General features: G+C 55.3%; 22 protein-coding genes and 1 pseudogene. 13 read left to right on the top strand and 10 right to left on the bottom strand.

What is annotated here, in order from left to right:
* Positions 1-196: transposase (locus R3196_RS07875; RefSeq protein WP_318936224.1), on the top strand; the 196-nt coding region annotated here is incomplete at its 5' end.
* 38 nt (positions 197-234) lie between these two features.
* On the opposite strand, the pseudogene R3196_RS07870 reads toward R3196_RS07875, so the two are convergent.
* A pseudogene (locus tag R3196_RS07870) lies at positions 235-1,202 on the bottom strand (IS3 family transposase); the annotation flags it as partial.
* 270 nt (positions 1,203-1,472) lie between these two features.
* Between R3196_RS07870 and R3196_RS07865 the strand changes: the two are divergent.
* A complete protein-coding gene (locus R3196_RS07865) occupies positions 1,473-3,020 on the top strand; it encodes a YifB family Mg chelatase-like AAA ATPase (RefSeq protein ID WP_318936223.1) in 1,548 nt (515 codons plus the stop codon).
* Here the strand turns inward: R3196_RS07865 and ltaE are convergent, their stop codons facing one another.
* Positions 3,021-4,028 (bottom strand): low-specificity L-threonine aldolase, encoded by a 1,008-nt coding sequence (ltaE, locus tag R3196_RS07860; RefSeq protein WP_318936222.1) that lies wholly within the window; start codon positions 4,026-4,028, stop codon positions 3,021-3,023.
* 22 nt (positions 4,029-4,050) lie between these two features.
* Positions 4,051-4,680, bottom strand: coding sequence for a hypothetical protein (locus tag R3196_RS07855; protein WP_318936221.1), 630 nt, complete (start codon positions 4,678-4,680; stop codon positions 4,051-4,053).
* A gap of 184 nt (positions 4,681-4,864) precedes the next feature.
* Between R3196_RS07855 and R3196_RS07850 the strand changes: the two genes are divergently transcribed.
* The 3 genes from R3196_RS07850 to R3196_RS07840 are packed head-to-tail and all read left to right on the top strand — an operon-like array spanning position 4,865 to position 7,439.
* Positions 4,865-5,836 (top strand): cysteine synthase family protein, encoded by a 972-nt coding sequence (locus tag R3196_RS07850; protein ID WP_318936220.1) that lies wholly within the window; start codon positions 4,865-4,867, stop codon positions 5,834-5,836.
* Positions 5,837-5,838: 2 nt separating this feature from the next.
* The gene (locus R3196_RS07845; protein ID WP_318936219.1) at positions 5,839-7,002 is read left to right on the top strand and encodes a cystathionine gamma-synthase; all 1,164 of its coding nucleotides are present in this window, start codon (positions 5,839-5,841) and stop codon (positions 7,000-7,002) included.
* A gap of 11 nt (positions 7,003-7,013) precedes the next feature.
* Positions 7,014-7,439 carry a VOC family protein gene (locus tag R3196_RS07840; RefSeq protein ID WP_318936218.1) on the top strand — a complete coding sequence of 142 codons (426 nt, stop codon included), beginning with the start codon at positions 7,014-7,016 and terminating at the stop codon, positions 7,437-7,439.
* Here the strand turns inward: R3196_RS07840 and R3196_RS07835 are convergent.
* Positions 7,421-8,362 carry a threonine/serine dehydratase gene (locus R3196_RS07835; protein ID WP_318936217.1) on the bottom strand — a complete coding sequence of 314 codons (942 nt, stop codon included), beginning with the start codon at positions 8,360-8,362 and terminating at the stop codon, positions 7,421-7,423. The two genes, R3196_RS07840 and R3196_RS07835, sit on opposite strands and share 19 nt — an antisense overlap.
* Before the next feature lie 48 nt (positions 8,363-8,410).
* Between R3196_RS07835 and R3196_RS07830 the strand changes: the two genes are divergently transcribed.
* On the top strand, positions 8,411-9,025 hold the full coding sequence (locus tag R3196_RS07830) for a YjaG family protein (protein WP_318936216.1): 615 nt from the start codon (positions 8,411-8,413) through the stop codon (positions 9,023-9,025).
* A 5-nt stretch (positions 9,026-9,030) separates the two neighbouring features.
* On the opposite strand, the gene R3196_RS07825 is transcribed toward R3196_RS07830, so the two are convergent.
* Both R3196_RS07825 and rsmD read right to left on the bottom strand, forming a co-directional pair.
* Positions 9,031-9,309, bottom strand: a complete 279-nt coding sequence (locus tag R3196_RS07825; protein ID WP_318936215.1) for a DUF1145 domain-containing protein — start codon at positions 9,307-9,309, stop codon at positions 9,031-9,033.
* Positions 9,310-9,334: 25 nt separating this feature from the next.
* The gene (gene rsmD, locus R3196_RS07820; protein WP_318936214.1) at positions 9,335-9,940 is read right to left on the bottom strand and encodes a 16S rRNA (guanine(966)-N(2))-methyltransferase RsmD; all 606 of its coding nucleotides are present in this window, start codon (positions 9,938-9,940) and stop codon (positions 9,335-9,337) included.
* An 88-nt stretch (positions 9,941-10,028) separates the two neighbouring features.
* Here rsmD and ftsY point away from each other — a divergent pair, with 88 nt between their 5' ends.
* The 4 genes from ftsY (at position 10,029) to rpoH (ending at position 13,874) form a co-directional block, all read left to right on the top strand.
* A complete protein-coding gene (gene ftsY / locus R3196_RS07815) occupies positions 10,029-11,201 on the top strand; it encodes a signal recognition particle-docking protein FtsY (RefSeq protein WP_318936213.1) in 1,173 nt (390 codons plus the stop codon).
* A complete protein-coding gene (ftsE, locus tag R3196_RS07810; protein ID WP_318936212.1) occupies positions 11,201-11,872 on the top strand; it encodes a cell division ATP-binding protein FtsE in 672 nt (223 codons plus the stop codon). Before ftsY ends, ftsE begins: the two co-directional genes overlap by 1 nt.
* Before the next feature lie 2 nt (positions 11,873-11,874).
* Positions 11,875-12,855, top strand: a complete 981-nt coding sequence (gene ftsX / locus R3196_RS07805) for a permease-like cell division protein FtsX (RefSeq protein ID WP_318936211.1) — start codon at positions 11,875-11,877, stop codon at positions 12,853-12,855.
* A 152-nt stretch (positions 12,856-13,007) separates the two neighbouring features.
* A complete protein-coding gene (gene rpoH / locus R3196_RS07800) occupies positions 13,008-13,874 on the top strand; it encodes an RNA polymerase sigma factor RpoH (protein WP_318936210.1) in 867 nt (288 codons plus the stop codon).
* Here rpoH and R3196_RS07795 read toward each other — a convergent pair.
* Genes R3196_RS07795 through gpmI form a run of 3 tightly spaced genes read right to left on the bottom strand, consistent with a single transcriptional unit; the run spans position 13,864 to position 17,299 of the window.
* Positions 13,864-14,640 carry a divergent polysaccharide deacetylase family protein gene (locus R3196_RS07795; protein ID WP_318936209.1) on the bottom strand — a complete coding sequence of 259 codons (777 nt, stop codon included), beginning with the start codon at positions 14,638-14,640 and terminating at the stop codon, positions 13,864-13,866. The genes rpoH and R3196_RS07795 overlap by 11 nt on opposite strands.
* A complete protein-coding gene (locus tag R3196_RS07790; protein WP_318936208.1) occupies positions 14,640-15,764 on the bottom strand; it encodes a murein hydrolase activator EnvC family protein in 1,125 nt (374 codons plus the stop codon). Before R3196_RS07790 ends, R3196_RS07795 begins: the two co-directional genes overlap by 1 nt.
* Positions 15,764-17,299 carry a 2,3-bisphosphoglycerate-independent phosphoglycerate mutase gene (gpmI, locus tag R3196_RS07785; RefSeq protein WP_318936207.1) on the bottom strand — a complete coding sequence of 512 codons (1,536 nt, stop codon included), beginning with the start codon at positions 17,297-17,299 and terminating at the stop codon, positions 15,764-15,766. Before gpmI ends, R3196_RS07790 begins: the two co-directional genes overlap by 1 nt.
* 157 nt (positions 17,300-17,456) lie before the next feature.
* Here gpmI and R3196_RS07780 point away from each other — a divergent pair, with 157 nt between their 5' ends.
* The 3 genes from R3196_RS07780 to gpsA are packed head-to-tail and all read left to right on the top strand — an operon-like array spanning position 17,457 to position 19,432.
* Positions 17,457-17,885 carry a rhodanese-like domain-containing protein gene (locus R3196_RS07780; RefSeq protein WP_318936206.1) on the top strand — a complete coding sequence of 143 codons (429 nt, stop codon included), beginning with the start codon at positions 17,457-17,459 and terminating at the stop codon, positions 17,883-17,885.
* Positions 17,886-17,917: 32 nt separating this feature from the next.
* Positions 17,918-18,412, top strand: a complete 495-nt coding sequence (gene secB / locus R3196_RS07775) for a protein-export chaperone SecB (protein ID WP_318936205.1) — start codon at positions 17,918-17,920, stop codon at positions 18,410-18,412.
* An 18-nt stretch (positions 18,413-18,430) separates the two neighbouring features.
* Entirely contained in the window at positions 18,431-19,432 is a 1,002-nt protein-coding gene (gpsA, locus tag R3196_RS07770) for an NAD(P)H-dependent glycerol-3-phosphate dehydrogenase (protein WP_318936204.1), read from the top strand.
* On the opposite strand, the gene slmA is transcribed toward gpsA, so the two are convergent.
* Positions 19,433-20,020, bottom strand: a complete 588-nt coding sequence (gene slmA, locus R3196_RS07765) for a nucleoid occlusion factor SlmA (RefSeq protein ID WP_318936203.1) — start codon at positions 20,018-20,020, stop codon at positions 19,433-19,435.
* Positions 20,021-20,037 lie beyond the last annotated feature (17 nt).

Here is a 20,037-nt window from a genome sequence, read left to right as displayed (position 1 = left end):
TAAACCAACTCAGAATGCCTATGTTGAACGATTTAATCGAACAGTACGACATGAATGGCTCGATTTACACCTGTTTGACAGCGTCGAACATGCACAAGAACTTGCCACTCAGTGGCTTTGGCTTTATAACAACGAACGGCCGAATACGGCCATCGGAGGCATTCCGCCCAAACAATTAACGCAAGCGGTTCATTAATTCTACGAATAACTGCTGCTTAAAATGGGGGGATTACACCGAGTTTCATCAGCAATATAGCAACTGCCGTTATCGGTCAGCCACTCCACTTCTTTTGGTAAAACTGAAGTATCACCAAAACGTTTTTCAATGCTTTCTACAAGTACATCCTGCACCATCGTGGCGCTGATGCCTTTGGTGGTTGCAACGTAGCTCATAATTTCGCGGTCACAGCAGTCCAGGCTAAACACCACACGTACTTTTTCTTTGTTCCAACAGCTTATTTCGAAGCCATCTGAGCACCAACGCGTGTTGGAATGCAGTGTCACAACTTTACCATCGTGAGCGCGATGGTCGCCAACGCGGCCAGTATGCTTCGGTAACAGCAATTTATTCAAGCGCATGATGCGATACACGCGCTTAGGATTCACTCGGGCAAAGGCATAATCACCTGAGCGCAGCTTGCGGTTCAGGTGTGCTGTGATCCGCCGATAACCGCTCGTCGCCCGGCCATCGCACAGCTCTTCTATCAACGGCAACAACATCGCGTCTTCTTGCTTGTTGTAACGCGCTGCGCGGCCGGGTTGCTGTCCATAAATGCGCTGATATAAATTAGAGCGCGACACACCAAGTGCATTGACTACTCGGATGACAGGGAACCGTCCGGTGGCAACAATGGCATGCGCGATATCAACTTTTTTGACTGGGCTATCTCCAGCGCCTCTTTAAGAATTTCCGTTTCCATTGTTTTGCGCCCAAGCAACTGCTCAAGCTGCTTCACTTTCTTTTGCAGCGCTTTGTGCTCAGCTGCGCTGACAACCTCGTCGCCAGCCTGGATTGCGGACATGCCACCGTCTTGCATGAGTTTCTTCCACTTAAATAATAAACTCGGGGTGATACCGTTTTGCCTGGCCACCAGCGATACCGAATAACCGGGCTGCATGGTCATGGCAACAAACTTTGCTTTCTCCTGCGGAGTATAGCGACGACGGCGTTGTTCGCCAGTGAAAATTTCTATACGCTCCATAGACACTCCTTAAAGATAGGTCTAAGCCTATCGCTTAACTAATGAGTGTCCGTTTTAAAAAGGGGCTAATACAGTTAATTTGGCCACCTGATTAGAAACTATCATGCCCTAAGAGATAGTTAGACACCAACATGAAAATAGCGCCCAATTATTTAATTTGCTTCGGGGAATTAAGTTATAGCCGACACGGATATGCGCTTTGCGCTAATTGTGGCTTATTGAGCCGCTCGTTACTCTGATCGGACTAAAAATTAGTTGCAGGGAAGCAGCATGACGATCGGATTATCACTGGCACAGGTTTATACGCGGGCGTTGCAGGGCATTGATGCGCCGCAGGTGACGGTTGAGGTGTGTCTGGCGCCGGGGCTGCCGGCGTTTAATATGGTGGGGTTGCCGCAGACTGGTGTGCGCGAGGCGCGCGACCGGGTGCGCTCGGCGCTGCTGGCGGGCAACTTTGAGTTTCCGCGCGCGAAAAAAATTACCGTGAACCTGGCACCGGCGGATCTGCCCAAGCATGGCGCACGCTATGATTTAGCGATTGCGGTGGGCATTCTGGTGGCAAGCGGGCAGCTGTCCGAGCGCTCAGTGGTGGGTCGTGAGTTTTATGGCGAGCTGACGCTGAACGGCGATCTGCGTGGCGTGACCGGCATTTTGCCGGCCATGATGGCCTGTCGGGACGAAGGGCGCGAGGCGGTGATACCGGCGGATAACCAGGGCGAAGCCAGTGTGCTGCGCAAGCAGCAGTGCGTGGCTGCCATCAGTCTGACAGACGTGACCGAGCACCTACGCGGGCCACACAGCCTGCCGTTTATTGAGCCCTGTGATGCCGATATCAGCCCCAGCCATCCCGGCGATATCGCTGATGTGGTGGGGCAGGAGCAGGCCAAGCGCGCTTTGTTGCTCGCCGCCACCGGTGGCCATCACCTGCTGTTTGTCGGGCCACCCGGCACCGGCAAAACCATGCTGGCGCAGCGTCTTCTTGGGCTGTTGCCGCCTCTTGATGAGCGCGACGGACTGGAAGTCGCGGCGATTCGCTCGATAACCGGCCAGGCCATGCGCACGGACAACGCGCAGAACTGGCGGCAGCGCACGCTGCGCAGCCCACATCATTCTTGTTCTGCGGCAGCTTTGGTGGGCGGCGGCTCGCCGCCGCAACCTGGCGAGATCTCACTCGCTCATAAATCGCTTCTCTTCCTTGATGAATTACCCGAATTCTCGCGCCATGTGCTGGATTCCCTCCGTGAGCCACTGGAGTCAGGCGTAGTCACTATCAGCCGCGCGGCCCATCAAGTGACCTTTCCGGCGCGTTTTCAGTTGGTGTGCGCATTAAATCCATCACCGTGCGGGCATTTTGATGGCAATCTCAGTAGTGCCCGTGCCAGCCCCGATCAGATCATTAACTACCTGGGCAAACTCTCCGGGCCGCTGCTCGATCGCATTGATATGCAGGTGGAAGTACCTCGTCAGCCCGATGTATTGCAGCAGCAATTGAAACCGGCCGCGCCGGTGAGCGAAAGCTGGAGGCAGCGTGTCATCGCGGCCCGCAAGCTGCAGGCTGAGCGGCAGGATTGTCTCAACTGCGAGCTGAGCCCTGCCCAGCTCAGCGAGCATTGCCGTCTATCGGATGAGGATCACGAGTTTCTGGTTAAGGCGATTGAAAAGTTCGGGCTCTCACACCGGGCTTATCATCGCCTGTTACGGCTGGCGCGCACCATCGCGGATATCGAGAGCAGTGCAACCATTGGTCGTCAGCATCTGGCTGAAGCACTCAGCTATCGCGCGCTAGACCGCCTGCTACACCACCTGCGGGAACTCTGATCAAGCGCCCAATGCTTCCCGGAATCCACGAACCACCTGCTCGATATCGCTGCTGCTCACATTGAGATGCGTAACCAGGCGCATACGTTGTGAGCGGGCGGTGAGGATATCTTTGTTGCGTAAGTGGTCGCTGACTTTCTGCGCGGCTTCCAGGCTGTCAAAATTCACATAGACCATGTTGGTTTGCGCGGGTTCAACGACGATGCCGGGCAGGCCTTTTAAGCCGGCGGCCAGCTCCAGTGCGTTGGCATGATCCTCGGCCAGACGGTCGAAATTGTGATCCAGGGCATAGTCTACTGCTGCGGCAATGATGCCCGCCTGGCGCATGCCGCCGCCGAGCATTTTGCGCCAGCGATGGGCGCGCTGAATCAGCTTCTTGCTGCCCACCAGCACCGAGCCGATTGGTGTGCCCATGCCTTTGGAAAAGCACAATGATACGCTGTCAAAAGGTGCGGTCAGTTCTGCCAAATTAAGACCCGTAGCAATGGAGGCATTGAAGATCCGCGCGCCGTCCAGGTGCAGCTTCAGGCCATGCTTGTCAGCCAGCTTACGTGCTTTGAGCATGTACTGCTGCGGGATCACTTTACCGGTATGGGTATTCTCAAGAGCCAGCAGACGGGTGATGGGAAAGTGCGGATCATCCGGCTTGATACGCTTTTCGACTAATTGCAGGTTCAGGGTACCATCGGCTTCCACTTCAAACGGCTGGGGTACGATACCGCCGAGCACGGCAGCACCGCCGGCCTCATAGCGGTAAGTATGGTATTCCTGGCCAACCAGATATTCGTCGCCGCGCTGACAATGGCTCAGCAGGGCCAGTAAGTTGGTCTGGGTGCCGCTGCTGGCAAACAGCGCTGCTTCTTTGCCGGTTAGCTCGGCTACCCGTTGTTGCACTGCATTGACCGTGGGGTCGTCGCCAAATACATCATCGCCAACCGGGGCATCGGCCATTGCCTGGCGCATGCCGGTGCTGGGACGGGTCACAGTATCACTACGCAGATCGATCATAAAATTCAGGCTCCCTCCGGATTTATTCGGGTGTATAGCCCCAGGCTGGCGGGGGCAGGTCAATTGGCTGGCTGAGGTCAACATGCACTTCAAAAATACGACCCGGGCGGCTCAGCTGATAGCTCATGGTGTCTTCATCAATAAAGCGGATGGTCCAGGTGTTGGTCACGGATACATCCAGGCCGTTTTCAATAAACAGGGCCTTGCTGGCTTCATCCACCGGGAATGCCTGCTCTGTAGCGGTGCCTTCAGCTACGGTTTGTCCGCCATAAGGTGATACGGCATCGGGCGTACCATCTTCATGTAAGTGAATGTGCTGAAAATCAATGTAGTCGTCGTGCTGGGTCAGTACCCAGGTGCGCGAGCGGTCATCGCCCACATGCAGGGGCATGCGCACCAGGCCGGGTTCGCAGTCGCGCACATGCACTACCAGCGGCTTATCCCAGGCTGGTGACGGCTGATTGTCTTCCACTATGGTGGCGGCAAAAGCCTGGCCACAGTAGGGTTCGAACGCAGCCATAAAGGCATCCTGTGGTGACTCAACTTCGGCCACTACCGTGGTCTCTGCTGCATCGTCAGTGGCAGGCTGGCAGGCGGCCAACAGGCCGATTGCGAAAAGGGCGACGGCCCCGGTGCGGATGGAATTTGTCATTGCTGGCTCCTGCTACTAGGCTTCAGAGGTTCGTGTGGCGGATGGTGTCGCCGGAGGAATTGCAGTTAATGTGCCATATCTTATAGCAAAAAGCATGGCGTATTTTGCAGTTGAAATTGGCATCCCGGGGCAGCATCGTGCGATAATAAACCAACTTAAATCAACCAGCAGCGGAAACCTCAGCATGCAAGTTTTTCAAAACGTACTCGAAATGATCGGTAATACGCCCATGGTCAAGGTCTCGAACATGGATACGGGCCCTTGTGAGCTCTACCTGAAACTGGAACAACTGAACCCGGGTGGTTCGATTAAAGACCGGATCGCGGTGAGCATGATTGAAGCGGCAGAAAAAAGCGGTAAGCTTAAGCCGGGCATGACCATCATTGAGGCCACTGCGGGTAACACCGGTCTAGGGCTGGCGCTGGTTGCGGCAAGCAAAGGCTATCCGCTGAAGATTGTGATGCCGGATAAAATGTCGTCCGAAAAAGTGAATAACCTTAAAGCTATGGGCGCCGATGTGGTGCGCACCCGCTCTGATGTGCAAAAAGGGCATCCGGAGTATTACCAGGATATGGCCGCGCGTTTAGCGGAAGAAAACGGCTACTACTATGTGAACCAGTTCACCAACGATGCCAACGTTGCAGCGCACTACGAAACCACCGGCCCGGAAATCTGGAAGCAGATGGATGGCAATATTGATGCCTTCGTTTGTGGTGTCGGTTCCGGCGGTACCTTAAGTGGTGTCGGCCGTTATTTGCGTGAGCGCAGTGCGACCGTGGATCTGGTGCTGGCGGATCCGGAGGGTTCCATCCTGGAGCCACTGGTTAACCGCAACGAAGAAGTGGAAGCGGGTAGCTGGCTGGTCGAAGGCATCGGCGAAGACTTTATTCCCGATATCTGTGAAATCAAACTGGCTAATAAAGCCTACGCGATCAGCGATAAAGAAGCCTTCCGAGTGGCCCGTGAAGTATTAGTGAAAGAAGGCGTGATGGTTGGCTCGTCAAGCGGCACCCTGATTGCCGCGGCGCTGCAATACTGCCGCGAACAGACTGAACCCAAGCGCGTCGTCACCTTAGCTTGCGATACCGGTAACCGGTACCTGTCTAAACTATATAACGATGAGTGGATGGCCGCTCAGAACTTGCTGGAGAAGTAAGCATGTCAGAACAAAAGAATTTAAAATTTGCGACCCGGACTATTCATGGCGGACAAGCGCCAGAGCCGGCTACCGGTGCGGTGATGCCACCGATTTTTACCAGCTCAACCTATATTCAGGAAAGCCCGGGCGTTCATAAAGGCTTTGAGTATTCGCGTTCACACAATCCGACCCGTTTTGCCTGGGAGCGCTCTGTCGCTAACCTGGAAGGCGGCAAGCAGGGCCTGGCTTTTGCGTCGGGCATGGCAGCCACTTCAACCATCATGGAGCTGCTGGACAGCGGCGACCATGTGGTGGCGATGGACGATCTCTACGGCGGTACCTTCCGTTTATTCGACAAAGTTCGTGGCCGTTCAGCTAACCTGAAATTCTCTTACGTTGATCTGGCTGATATCAGTGCCGTTGAAGCTGCGATCACCGACAAAACCAAGATGATCTGGGTCGAAACCCCAAGTAACCCGATGCTGAAGCTGGTTGATATCGATGCCATCGTGAAAGTCGCCAAAGCGCGTGACATTCTGGTGGTGGTCGACAATACCTTCGCGACGCCTTACAACACCCGTCCGCTGGAATTAGGTGCCGACATTGTCATGCACTCAGCGACCAAATACCTGAACGGCCATTCAGATATGGTTGGCGGAATTGCGGTAGTTGGCGATAACCAGGAACTGATCGACAAAATGTTGTTCCTGCAGAACTCGGTGGGCGCGGTAGCTGGTCCGTTTGATAGCTATCTGGCGCTGCGCGGCGTAAAAACCCTGGCCCTGCGGATGAAGCATCATAACGAAGCGGCCCTGGAGCTTGCCAAGTGGCTGGAACAGCACGATCAGGTCGAAAAAGTGATTTATCCGGGTCTGCCAAGCCATCCGCAGCACGAACTGGCGAAGCGTCAGATGAAGGGCTTCGGCGGTATGATCTCAATTTTGCTCAAGGGCGACATCAACAAAGCCCGTCGCTTCCTCGAAGAAGTTGAAATCTTCGCACTGGCGGAAAGCTTAGGTGGCGTTGAGAGCCTGATTGAACATCCGGCGATTATGACCCACGCCTCGATTCCAAAAGAAAATCGCGAGAAGCTGGGCATCCTGGATAACTTCGTGCGCATCTCTGTGGGTATCGAAGATCTGGACGATCTGATTGCCGATCTGGATCGGGCGCTGAAGGCTTGAGGGAGACAGACATGGCAAAGCAGGTGCAACCCTTTCATTTAGCGATTCCGGTGAACGATATTGCCCGGGCACGCGCCTTTTACGGCGACGTGCTTGGGTTAAGCGAAGGCCGCAGCGATAAGCAGTGGGTCGACTGGGATTTCTTCGGGCATCAGTTAGTGACGCATCTGGCCCCGGCGCAAGCCGGCGAAGTGCATCACAACCCAGTGGACGGCCACGCCGTGCCGGTGCCGCATTTTGGGGTGGTGCTGACCATGGATGACTGGCAACAGCTGGCGCGCCGGCTGCAGGATAAAGGCATCAGGTTTGTGATTGAGCCGCATATCCGCTTTGAAGGGAAGCCCGGCGAACAGGCCACCATGTTTTTCTATGACTACAGCGGTAACGCACTAGAATTTAAGGCCTTCCAGGATATGAATCAGCTGTTCGCCAGCTGATTCACATTCCCCCCGCTAATCACCACACCAATGCGTTTACCGGCGAATAGCTCCGGGAACGCCTTGATGGCGGCCAGCGTGGTCGCCGACGACGGCTCAATCAACATCCCGGTATGTTCAATGCACAGCTGCTGCGCTGCCAGCGCCTGTTCATCGGTCACTAGCAGGATGTCGTCCACCAATGGCTGAATGATCGCGAAGGTTTCCTCGCCCAGGCTGGTCAGCAGGCCGTCGCAGACACTGCGCGGCGGCATCGCCGGCTGAATCTCGCCGAGCGCCAGTGAGGCCTTGCCATCGGCCGCCAGTTCCGGCTCTACCCCGTAGATTTTGTTGACGCCGAGCGCGCGCCCGACAATGGCAGTGCCGCTAAGCAAGCCGCCGCCACCAAGCGGTGTCAGTAAGATGTCGAGCTCTGGCTGTTGCTCAAGTAATTCAAGCGCGGCGGTGCCCTGGCCACAAATAATGTGCGGATGATTATAGGGCGGAATAAAATGCCGACCGTTGGCCTGCTGCTCAGCGAACTGCTCGCGCGCCGCCATGCCCGGTTCAATGGTGATAAGCTCAGCATCGTATTGCTCCATGTTGGCGCGTTTGACCTCCGACGCATTGCTGGCAACGCCAACCCGCACCGATATTCTCAGTTGCTTACCGGCGGCCGCCAGCGCCGCGCCATGATTGCCCGAGGACACGGTAAATACGCCGGCTTCACGTTGCTCCGGTGTCAGTTGCAGCAGAGCATTGCAGGCACCGCGGAACTTAAAGGCGCCGGTGTGCTGCAGGTTCTCGCACTTCAGCCACACCTGCGCACCGAGCGCTTCATCTAATGCCAGTTGATGACGCACCGGCGTGCGCACGATGCGATCGCTGATGCGCTCCGCTGCGGCGCGGATCTGGCAAAACCATTGGTGATTGCTTGATTCCATGTATACTTAACCGTATCTGATTTTTAAGTTAGTTTATCAAGGATTTCCATGGCTGTACTGAACACTTTTGAACGCATTCGCGAATTACCCATGGCTTACCAGACGGTGGTGGCGCTGTACCTGTGTGAGCGTATGGTGCCCAATTATCACCTGTTTCATCAGGTCACCGGCTTTGGCGATCCGCAGCCCCTGGAAGGCGCTCTGAATGCCTGTTGGGACTGGGTATGGCAACCAAAGAAAGTGAAAGTGAACTTTAGCCGCTGGCAGGAAAAGGTCGACGATGTCACCCCCAGTGAGTACGGCCATGATCTGCTCGGCGTGTATCCGGCGATTGATGCCTGTACTGCCATCAGCACCATGCTGCAGGGTCTGATGGACAAGACCTCGGCCGAGCTGGTCAGCGTGGCCAAGATATCCCAGGCCGATGTCGCCAAGTTCGTGGAATTAACAGAAGGCGCCGAACTTGACGCGGAACAACGCCAGCAGCTGCTGCGCGAGCATGAACTGGTGCAATACGAAGTTGATATCCAGCAGGCGCTGCTGAACTACCTCGAGGTGGTGGCGCCGACCGCATCACTGCCGAGCAAAGAGCTGGTCGCCCAGATCCGCGCCATGGCCGATGATGAAGGTATCTCCAACATCGGCGTGGCGATTTCTGAGTAAACGGGTTAGTCGGTGTTCTGGCGTGGCTGTTTTTGCAATACCGCCAGCCAGCCGATTACGCCGAATACGATGACTTGCAGGTAATCGCCCCGCTGCCATTTGATTTTGTCACCATAAACGGTGACAAACATCAGTAACTGCAGCAGGTGAATCGCCAGCAGGACAAACAGCAGGATCAGAAACAGCGCAAAGCCTTTACCTGGAAACGGCCATACCAGATTGGCCAGCAAGGCACCCCACACCAGCGCAAATAAAATTCGGCCCAACCACACGCTAATACTCATCAGTTCTTTACCTCAGGTTATAATTTTAATCGTTCACTTGCAGCAGGCGGAAAGCTACCTGGCCGGCTTCTTTTTCGCGGTGCAGGCGCCAGTTGGCGGGCCAGTTCGGTTGCCAGTCACGTTCGGTTTCCAGATAAACCCAGCTGCCCGGGCGCAGCCAGCCATTCTGCTGCAGCAATTCGCAGGCGCTGTCCGCCAGTTCCATGCGAAACGGCGGATCCACAAATACGACATCAAAGGGCGCGGCTGGCTTCTGCTGTAAAAAATTCAGTGCATCGCCGGATTGCACCAGTGCGGTGCCCTGGCAGGCAGCGGATAAGCGCTCGGCGTGCTGGGCCAATAATCGCGCCGCCTGGCTGTCTTTTTCCAGCAGGATCACCTGCGCGGCCCCCCGCGACAAGGCTTCAAAGCCCAGTGCGCCGCTGCCAGCGAATAAGTCCAGACAGCGCTGGTCAGCCAGTTCAAACTGCAGCCAGTTAAACAGGGTTTCACGTACCCGGTCGGTAGTGGGGCGCAGGCCGGGTACGGCGGCGATACTGAGTTTGCGGCCGCGCAGCGAGCCGCCGATTATGCGCAGTTCGCCGCTGCCTTCGGCGCCGGCCTTTTTGTTCTTGTCTGGGCTTCGCGGCATGCTAAAGTAAGCCTTCTGTTTAGTCGCGTGTTAAACTACCGGCATAGTGTAAACCCTGTAGTAATGAACTTCCAAAGGTAAACTCGGCATGGCCAAAGGATCGCTGTTTTCGTTATTTCGTAAATCCAAAAAAGACGCACCGGAGCGCGAAGAAGCACAACAAGAAGCGCAAGCAGAAGCACAACAAGAAGCGCAACCAGAAGAGCTTCAGCAGGAAGAGCAGTCGCTCTCGGAACTGGCAGCGCCTGATGCGGCCGAGATTTGCGCCCAGGTAACGGCTGAGTCCGCGGCAGAAGCCGAGCCAGAACCAGAGCCGGCGAAAAAATCCGGCCTGTGGCAGCGCCTTACCGCCGGGCTGCGGAAAACCTCAAGCGCCATCGGCGATGGCCTGTGGGGCATTTTTAAAGATAAAAAAATCGATGACGACCTGTTCGAAGAGCTCGAAACCCAGCTACTGACCGCTGATATCGGCGTGCCCACCACCATGCGCATCGTTGAGCGTTTGACCGGGCAGGCGGACCGGCGTCAGTTGCAGGACGCCAGCGCCTTATATGAGTTGTTGCAGCAAGACATGACCGAAATCCTCAAGCCCGTTGAGCAGCCGCTGCAAATCGGTAAGCAAAAGGGCCCTTTTGTGATTCTGATGGTTGGCGTGAACGGCGTCGGTAAAACCACCACCATAGGTAAGCTGGCCCAGCAGTTTAAGCGCCAGGGCAAATCGGTGATGCTGGCCGCTGGTGATACCTTCCGGGCGGCCGCGGTCGAGCAGCTGCAGGTATGGGGCGAGCGCAATAGCATTCCGGTCGTCGCTCAGCATACCGGTGCCGATAGCGCCTCGGTTATTTATGATGCAGTGGAAGCCGCTAAAGCGCGCGGCGTCGATGTGCTGATTGCCGATACCGCCGGTCGCCTGCAGAATAAAGCGCACCTGATGGATGAACTGAAAAAAGTGGTGCGGGTGATGAAAAAGCTGGACGCCGATGCACCCCATGAGGTTATGCTGACACTGGATGCCGGTACCGGGCAGAACGCCATAGGCCAGGCCAAACTCTTTACCGAAGCGGTCGGAGTGACCGGAATCACTCTGACCAAGCTTGATGGTACTGCTAAAGGCGGCGTGATTTTCGCCATTGCTGATCAGTTTAATATCCCTATCCGCTATATCGGGGTGGGTGAGGGCATTGATGATTTGCGGCCGTTCAAGGCTGATGAGTTTGTCAGCGCCTTATTTCAGCGTGAGATCGCAAAAACGGAGCAATAATGATCAAGTTTGAGCAGGTCAGTAAAACCTACAGCGGTGGCTTTACCGCCCTGAACCAGGTGAGTTTTCATCTGGAGCCGGGCGAGATGGCATTTCTGACCGGGCACTCCGGTGCCGGTAAAAGCACGCTGCTTAAACTCATTAGCATGATGGAGCGGCCCACCGCCGGCCGGGTGCTGATCAACGGACATGACCTGAAACGCATTAACTCGCGGCAGATCCCCTATGTACGGCGCGATATCGGTATGATTTTCCAGGATCACCGCTTGCTGATGGATAAAACTGTGCTCGATAACGTGGCGCTGCCCCTGCTGATTGAAGGCTACAGCATGCAGGAAGCCCGCAAGCGGGTGCAGGCGTCGCTTGAGAAAGTCGGGCTTGGCGATAAGCTGCGCTATTACCCGATGATGCTCTCCGGCGGTGAACAGCAGCGTGTCGGCATTGCCCGCGCGGTCGTGAATAAGCCGCCCTTGCTGTTGGCCGATGAGCCAACGGGTAATCTGGACCCTAAGCTATCTACGGAAATCATTAAATTGTTTGAAGACTTTAACCGGGTTGGCGTGTCGGTGCTGATTGCGACCCATGATCTGGGCCTGATTGCGCGCCTGCGTTATCGCACCCTCAGCCTGAAGGAAGGCCGTATGATCAACGACGGCCTGCAGGAGAACTGAGCATGAGTTTATTGTTCCGTTCACGCAGCCAGGGTGCCCAGCAGGTCAAAATTTCCGGCTTTCGTCGTTTTGTCATGTTCTGGGTACATAATGCCCAGCAAGCCGTGGCGAGTTTAGGTGAACTGGCCCGCTATCCGCTGGCCAGTCTGATGACCATGGCGGTGCTCGGGCTTAGCCTCACTCTGCCGGCCACGCTTTATGTGGTGGTGAAAAATACCGACGCCATAGGCTCTGACTGGCAGGAAGCCGCAGAGATCACGGTATTTTTGCGTAAGAATTTAAGCCAGCAGGAAGTTGCGACCTTTACCAAGCGCCTGAACCTGTCGCCGGACATTGAATCGGTGAAATGGATTGATAAAAACGAGGCGCTGGCGGAATTTGGGGAAGGCTCAGGTTTTGGCAGTGCGCTTGACGCTTTGACCGAAAATCCACTGCCCGACGTACTCTTAGTTACCCCGGCTGCAGATAAGCGCAGCCCCGCCGCGGCTGAAGTCTTATTGCGCAGCCTGAAAAGTGAGCGCGAAGTGGATGAAGCCCGGCTGGATTTAGCCTGGCTGCAGCGCTTAGAAGCCTTGCTGAACCTGGTGCGCGATGGCTTTCTGGCGCTGGCTTTATTGCTGTGTATCGCCGTGGTACTGATAGTCGGTAATACTATCCGCCTGAATATTAACAGTAAGCGTGATGAGATCATGGTGATGAAGCTGGTCGGCGCCACCGATGCCTATATTCAGCGGCCCTTTATGTATACCGGAATCTGGTACGGCATTGTCGGCGGCGTTATTGCCTGGCTGGCCACGGCCCTGCTGATTTGGTGGATTGACGATGCGGTGCGGGCTATCAGCGAGTTATATGAAAGCCAGTTCAGCCTTACCGGCCTGAATTTTCAGGAAATGCTGGTACTCTGGCTGATTGCGGTGGGGCTGGGATTGTTAGGTTCTTATATTGCGGTAAGAAAACACGTCGCAACTATTGAACCCCAATAATCCGGCCCCATATGATCTGAAGCAGGATCTATAGGATCGATCATTGTCACCTGCGTCAGATTTGCTAGAATGATAGAACTTTGCAGACCCAAAGAGGTCTGATGTATGTACGGCGATGCAGCCGGACAGCAGTAAAAAGAGGATGTTGTTGGATGAGCACTGAAATGACAAATTTGGCGTTAGCAGTACCGCAGAGTAGCGGCAGCCTGGAAGCTTATATTCAGTCGGTCAATCGCATTCCAATGTTGAGTGCCGATGAAGAGCGTGATCTGGCAGAGCGCTTAGTAGAGCAGGACGATTTAGCAGCTGCACGGCAGCTGATCATGTCGCACCTGCGTTTCGTCGTGCACGTTGCCCGCGGTTATTCCGGTTACGGCCTGCCGCAGGCTGACCTGATTCAGGAAGGTAATATCGGCCTGATGAAAGCGGTACGCCGCTTCGACCCGAAAGTAGGGGTGCGCCTGGTGTCCTTCGCTGTACACTGGATCAAAGCAGAAATTCACGAGTATGTGCTGAAGAACTGGCGCATGGTGAAAATCGCGACCACCAAAGCACAACGTAAATTATTCTTTAACCTGCGTAAGATGAAAAAGCGCTTAGGCTGGTTTACTCAGGACGAAGTCAGCACCGTTGCTGAAACCCTGGGTGTAAGTACCAATGAAGTGATGGAAATGGAAGCGCGTATGAGCGCTTACGATCAGGCGTTTGAGCTGAGCTCTGACGATGATGAATCCCGCGAAGGCACTGCTTACTCACCGGCTCAGTATCTGGAAGACAAGCGCTCTGACCTGGCCGAAGAAATCGAAAATGAACAGTGGGAAGCGCAGAATTCACAGCGCCTGCTGTCAGCTATTAAGACCCTGGATGAACGCAGCCAGGATATCGTCCGCGCCCGCTGGCTGGATGAAAATAACAAGACCACCCTACAGGAATTAGCCGATAAATATCAGGTTTCTGCTGAACGGGTACGTCAGCTTGAACAGAATGCCATGAAGAAACTGCGCAACGCTATGGCGTAGTCGGTTGCAGTAGTTTTTTGAGTTCTTCAGAAGGCCCGCTAACCAGCGGGCTTTTTTGTGTCAGCCTGGAAACAAACACCAGCGAAATTCCCTGCTGCTCTAATTGCGGCAGCTGCTCTTTCAGGAAGCTATAAGTGCTCTGGTGGGGGTGCGCTATGGCAATAGCGAAACCATTCTTACGGGCAAGTTTCAGCAACTGCTGCCATTCCCGGGCAATAGCCTGGGGCTGCGGGTCATGATCAAGAAACACATGGCGGCGGGCCACCGGCAGGCCAATCTCATCAGCCATCAGTTCAGCCTGCGTGGCGGCGCTGGTGCGACTATCCAGAAAATACATATTGCGGCTGGCAAGGGCCTGCATCAGCCAGCGCATCGGCTCGCTCGCGGTTGTTAGCAAACTGCCCATGTGGTTATTCACGCCGCTGGCGCCAGGCAGGTTTGCCAGGGCTTTATCAAGCTCGGCCAGCAATTCAGCTTCGGTATGCAGGGTGCTGAGCATGCCCGGGCCGGCAAGCTGTGCGCCCGCTGGCTGCATCGGCATATGTAGCATGACCTCTTTGCCATCTTTGTGCGCCAATGCTGCCAGTCGGCTGGCATGAGGTGTATGGGGCAAAAATGCCAGGGTCAGGGCGCCGGGAAGTTCGGTAAAGCGCTGATGGCTGGCGCTGTTACCCAAATCGTCAATAACCACGGCAATCTGCACCGGTGGTGGGCTGGCAGCGCTGCTGGTCAGCAGCATCAGGCTAAAATACAGGCTGGTTATCATCAGCGGAACCACGGCGTGGGGTTAACGGCATCGCCCTTGACGCGGATTTCCAGATACAGGCCGGGCTCCGAGCGGCCGCCGCTCTGGCCTACCAGGGCAACCGTTTCGTTGCGCCGCACGGTTTCGCCGACCGCGGGCAGAATGGTCTGGTTATGGCCATACAAGCTCATGTAGCCGTTGCCGTGATCAAGTACCAGCACCAACCCGAAGCCCCGCAGCCAATTGGCAAATAATACCCGGCCATCGGCTATGGCGGTGACCGGCGTGCCGGCGGCCGCCTCGATGGTAATGCCTTTCCAGGTGACACCACCGCTGCGTGGTTTACCGAAAACCTGCTGAACGCGACCCTGAACCGGCCAACTCAGCTGGCCTTTCAAAGCCTGCAGGCCATCCAGGCGGGGCTCGTCACGCAAGGCGGCGATAATGGCGCCGAGTACCTGCTCCAGTGCTTCCTGGTCTTCTCTGAGCTGATTGATACGTTGCTTGTCGGCGGCCTGTTCGCGCTGCAACCGGGTGATCAGCTGCTGTTGTTCGCGTTGCTGTTCCTGCACAATGCCTTGCTGCACGCGCTGTTCCTGCTGCTGCTCGGCCAGGGTTTCGCGCTGCTGCTCAAGTTCACTGGCAACCTGGGTAAGCTCTTGCTGTATGGTCTTGAGTTCTTCGACTTCAGCCAGGCGGGCCCGGTTCAGGTAACCATAATAGCCAAGCAGACGTTCAAAGCGGGCGGGATCTTCCTGATTAAGCATCAGCTTAATAAGATCATGCTTACCCATGCGGTAGGCCATATCCAGCTGCCGCGCCAGTAACTCCAATTGCTGTTGCTGACGTTGCTCGAGCTGCTGCTGTTGTTGCTGTAGCTCGTCAATCCGGCTCTGGGTTTGCCGCAGGGCATTGCGGGTGGCATTAAGTTCGCTGGTGACTGTGCTGATTTGTAGTTCCAGCAGTCGCAGTTCTTTTTCAGTCAGGCTGAGTTCTTTGGCACGTTGTTCAATAGCGGCCTGGCGGCGTTGCAACTCCGCCGCAATCGCTTCAAGCCGCGCCTCGGTTTCGGCCTGGTCAGCTGACTGCTGCATGGCATTAGCACTAAGCGACCAGAGCAGCGCAAGCAGCAGCCACCTGGCCATCACTTCTCCAGCTTCACAATAGGTGAACCCGACATTTCTTCAGGCTGCTCCAGACCCAACAGGTGTAACATTGTTGGCGCGACATCGGATAACTTGCCCCCATCACGGGCAGTGGCATTTCGACCAACGTAAATAAAGGGCACCAGCTCGCTGGTATGGGCGGTATGCGATTGCCCGGTGGTGTGGTCCTGCATTTGTTCGGCGTTGCCATGATCAGCGGTGATCAGGCATTCACCGCCTACTTCGCGCAGCGCCTCAACCACCCGGCCAACACAGCGGTCAACGGCTTCACAAGCTTTAACGGCAGCTTCGAAATTGCCGGTATGACCAACCATATCGCCGTTAGGGTAATTACAGATGATCACGTCGTGCTTGCCGGCTTTGATGCTCTCGACGAGCTTATCGGTGAGTTCCTCAGAACTCATTTCAGGCTGCTGGTCATAAGTAGCGACATTCGGTGACTTGATCAGCACCCGCTCTTCACCTTTAAACGTGTCTTCGCGGCCACCGCTGAAAAAGAAGGTAACGTGGGCGTATTTTTCCGTTTCGGAAATACGCAGCTGGGTGTAATCATGCTGCGCCAGCCAGTCACCCAACACGTTTTTCAGTTCGGTGGTGGGGAATGCCACTTGAGCGTCCAACCCGGCTTCATATTCAGTCAGCGTCACAAAGGCATTGAGGGCCGGGCGGTGACCCCGGTCAAATTCATCAAACTCTTTATCGGCAAAGGCATGGCTTAACTGACGCGCACGGTCAGCGCGGAAGTTCATAAAGACCAGGGTGTCGCCATCGTCGACTTTGACGGTTTCGCCAATCAGGGTTGGTTTTACAAACTCGTCGTCTTCATTGAGTTCATAGGCGGATAGCAGGGCTTCGCCGGCACTGCGGGTATGGCGCTGGCCTTTGCCTTCGACCATCACGTCCCACACTTGTTGGACGCGATCCCAGCGATTATCCCGGTCCATTGCAAAATAGCGGCCTGACACCGAGGCGAACCGGCCAACCCCTAATTTGCTGAACAGCTGCTCAAAACGCTCAATTGATTCTTTGGCAGACCGCGGCGGCGTGTCGCGCCCATCAAGAAAAGCATGCACGTAAATACGCTTGGCGTTACGGTAGGCCGCCAGCTTTACCATCGCTTTCATATGATCTTCGTGGCTATGCACGCCGCCCGGTGACAGCAGCCCCATGATGTGCACGGCTTTGTCATTGGCCACAGCTTTATCGACCGCTTCGGTGAAGGCCGGGTTCTCGAAAAAGTCGCCGTCGGCGATGGCTTTGCTGATGCGGGTGAAGTCCTGATAGACCACGCGGCCTGCGCCCAAATTCACATGGCCCACTTCCGAGTTGCCCATCTGGCCAGCCGGCAAACCGACTGCTTTGCCCGAGCCGTCAACCAGCGTTCGGGGGCAATTTGCCCAGAGCCTGTCCATGTTTGGGGTCGCTGCGGCAGCAATGGCATTATCTGCTGCATCTTCGCGGTGGCCCCAGCCATCCAGAATAAGTAGTGCAAGTGGAGTGTTTTGCTTAGCCATAGCATCCTCAATACATCTGATAGTGGTTTCAGTTTATGCGATTTTTGCTTTTGGCGCATCCGTTGTGGCAGTAAAATGGCGCCAAATTTTACTGGTATCTGCCATTTCAGCAGGTATACTCTGGTGCTTGATTTTTTCAGTTGGAGCTATTCGTACCATGGAGCAAATCCTCGCATTCGCAAGCGACCATTACCTGATGAGTACTCTTTGGGTTATTTTATTGATCGCGTTGATTGTTACTTATGCGCAGGCGGCAACCTCAAAGATAAAGGCGCTGCCACCGCAGCAGGCGACTTTACTGGTTGATCGTAATAATGGCGTGTTTGTCGATATTCGTTCTGTTGACGAGTTTCGCAAAGGCCATATCCAGGGTTCACTGAATATTCCCGCTGAGCGGATCCGGAAAAATGATTTCGGCGCGCTTGAGAAATACAAATCTGCCCCCATCGTTGTGGTATGCGCTACCGGAATGACCGCGAAGGGGCCTGCTACTCAGCTAAGTAAAGCAGGCTACGAGCAGGTCGCGTTGTTGCAGGGCGGTATCTCTGCCTGGCAGAGCGCCAGTTTTCCACTGGTTAAAAAATAATTCAGAACTCAATCTTATAGGAAGTAATGATCATGGCTGACGAACAGCAAACGAACGGCGCCGCTCAAACCGACGCACAGCAAGAACAAGCATTCGCAATTCAACGCATCTATACCAAAGATGTATCTTTTGAAGCGCCGGGCGCACCAGCGATTTTCCGCAAAGAGTGGAAGCCTGAGCTGAACCTGGATCTGAACGTTAAAAACACCGTTATTGAAGACGGCGTTTACGAAGTCGTACTGAAAATCACTGCGACCAACAAGGTTGGTGACGAAGTGGCGTTCCTGGCTGAAGTTCATCAGGCTGGTATCTTTACCATCGCTGATTCGATTGAAGACAACCAGCGTGCACATCTGCTGGGCGCGTTCTGCCCGAACATCCTGTTCCCCTATGCGCGTGAGTGTCTGTCGAGCCTGGTAAGCCGCTCTACTTTCCCACAGCTGAACCTGGCGCCGGTTAACTTTGATGCGATCTTCGCACAACACCTGCAACAACGTCAGCAGCAAGGCGAGCAAGCTGACGCTTAAGGGCTGACGCTAACTACTATGCGTAATACGCAAGTTACAGTGCTGGGTGCGGGTTCTTATGGAACCGCCCTGGCACTTTGTTTTGCCCGTAAGGGGACCAAAACCTGCCTGTGGGGCCGCGATGCGGATCAGATCACGGCCATGCACAAGACCCGCGAAAACTCCCGCTATCTGCCTGGTATAGCGTTACCTGAAGAGGTCATTGTGACCTCAGATCTGGTGGCTGCCGTTGAAGATGCAGTGAATATCGTGGTGGTGGTGCCAAGTGGCAGTTTCGCTGAGGTACTTAAGGACATCCAACCGCACCTGCGGGCCGATGCACGGGTCGCCTGGGCGACTAAAGGGCTGGAGCCGGAAACTGGCCGCCTGCTGTTTGAAGTGGCCGAAGAGATTCTCGGTAGTGATCGGGTGCTGGCGGTATTGTCTGGCCCGACGTTCGCCATGGAAATGGCCAAGGGGCTGCCCACCGCAATTTCTATGTCGTCCACCAACGACAAGTTTGTCTACGATTTATCTGAACTCCTGCACTGCGACCGCAGCTTCCGGGTGTATACCAATGATGATTTTATTGGCGTGCAACTTGGTGGCGCAGTGAAGAACGTGATTGCTATCGGTGCCGGTATGGCCGATGGCATCGGCTTTGGCGCCAATGCCCGCACGGCGTTGATCACCCGCGGCTTAGCGGAGCTGACGCGACTGGGATTAAAACTTGGTGCGCGGCCGGAAACCTTCACCGGTATGGCAGGGCTTGGCGATCTCATTCTGACCTGTACTGATGACCAGTCACGCAACCGTCGTTTCGGACTGGCTCTGGGTAAAGGCAAATCCGTGGACGAAGCCATGAAAAGCATCGGTCAGGCGGTGGAAGGCTATCGCAATACCCGTGAAGTGGTGACCCTGGCGCGGCGCAATGGCGTCGAAATGCCCATCTGCGAGCAGCTCTATGACGTGCTTTACGGTGAAACCACGCCACAGCAGGCGGCAATTAACCTGCTCAGCCGGGCGCGGACCTCGGAATAATTAACTCAGTAATTGCTGCGCCATCGTCTGCCACTGCTCATCAAAGTGTTCAGTTGGCGCACGCTTAAACTCAGAACGGACAAACTGCGCGATCTTGCCATCGGCATAAGCCATGAGCAGGTTCGCCAAGACGCCTTCGTCAATCCGGGTCTGAACGTTTTCCCGCAGGCGGCGCTCGCGAATGGCCTGCTTCAGGTTGGCTTCAATTTTCTCAAAAATACCGAGCACCCGTGCGCGCAGACGATCATGCTCGCCCATCAGCGCATCGCCGGTCAGTACCCGGGTAATGCCCGGATTGCGTTCGACAAAAGTCAGCACCACGCGCAAAATCATCTCGCAGCGTACCAGAGTATCTTTTTCGACCTCAAGCACCTGGTTGATCCGCGAGAGTACGGCGTCCTCGGTGAATTCAATCAGGCCTTCAAACATCCGCGCCTTGGATGGAAAGTGGCGGTATAAAGCTGCTTCGGACACGCCCAGCTCGGCGGCCAGACGGGCGGTGGTGATACGCTGGCCCGGGCTGGTTTCCAGCATGGCAGCCAGAGTACCGAGGATCTGCTCTTTGCGATTCGGTTTTTTGGTGGTCATAGGTATAGGTCTCAGTT

This window comes from Pseudidiomarina sp., from assembly GCF_033722695.1.
Lineage (GTDB): Bacteria > Pseudomonadota > Gammaproteobacteria > Enterobacterales > Alteromonadaceae > Pseudidiomarina.
Note: the sequence above shows the minus strand (reverse complement) of the source record. Positions and strands in the feature narration are given on the sequence as shown.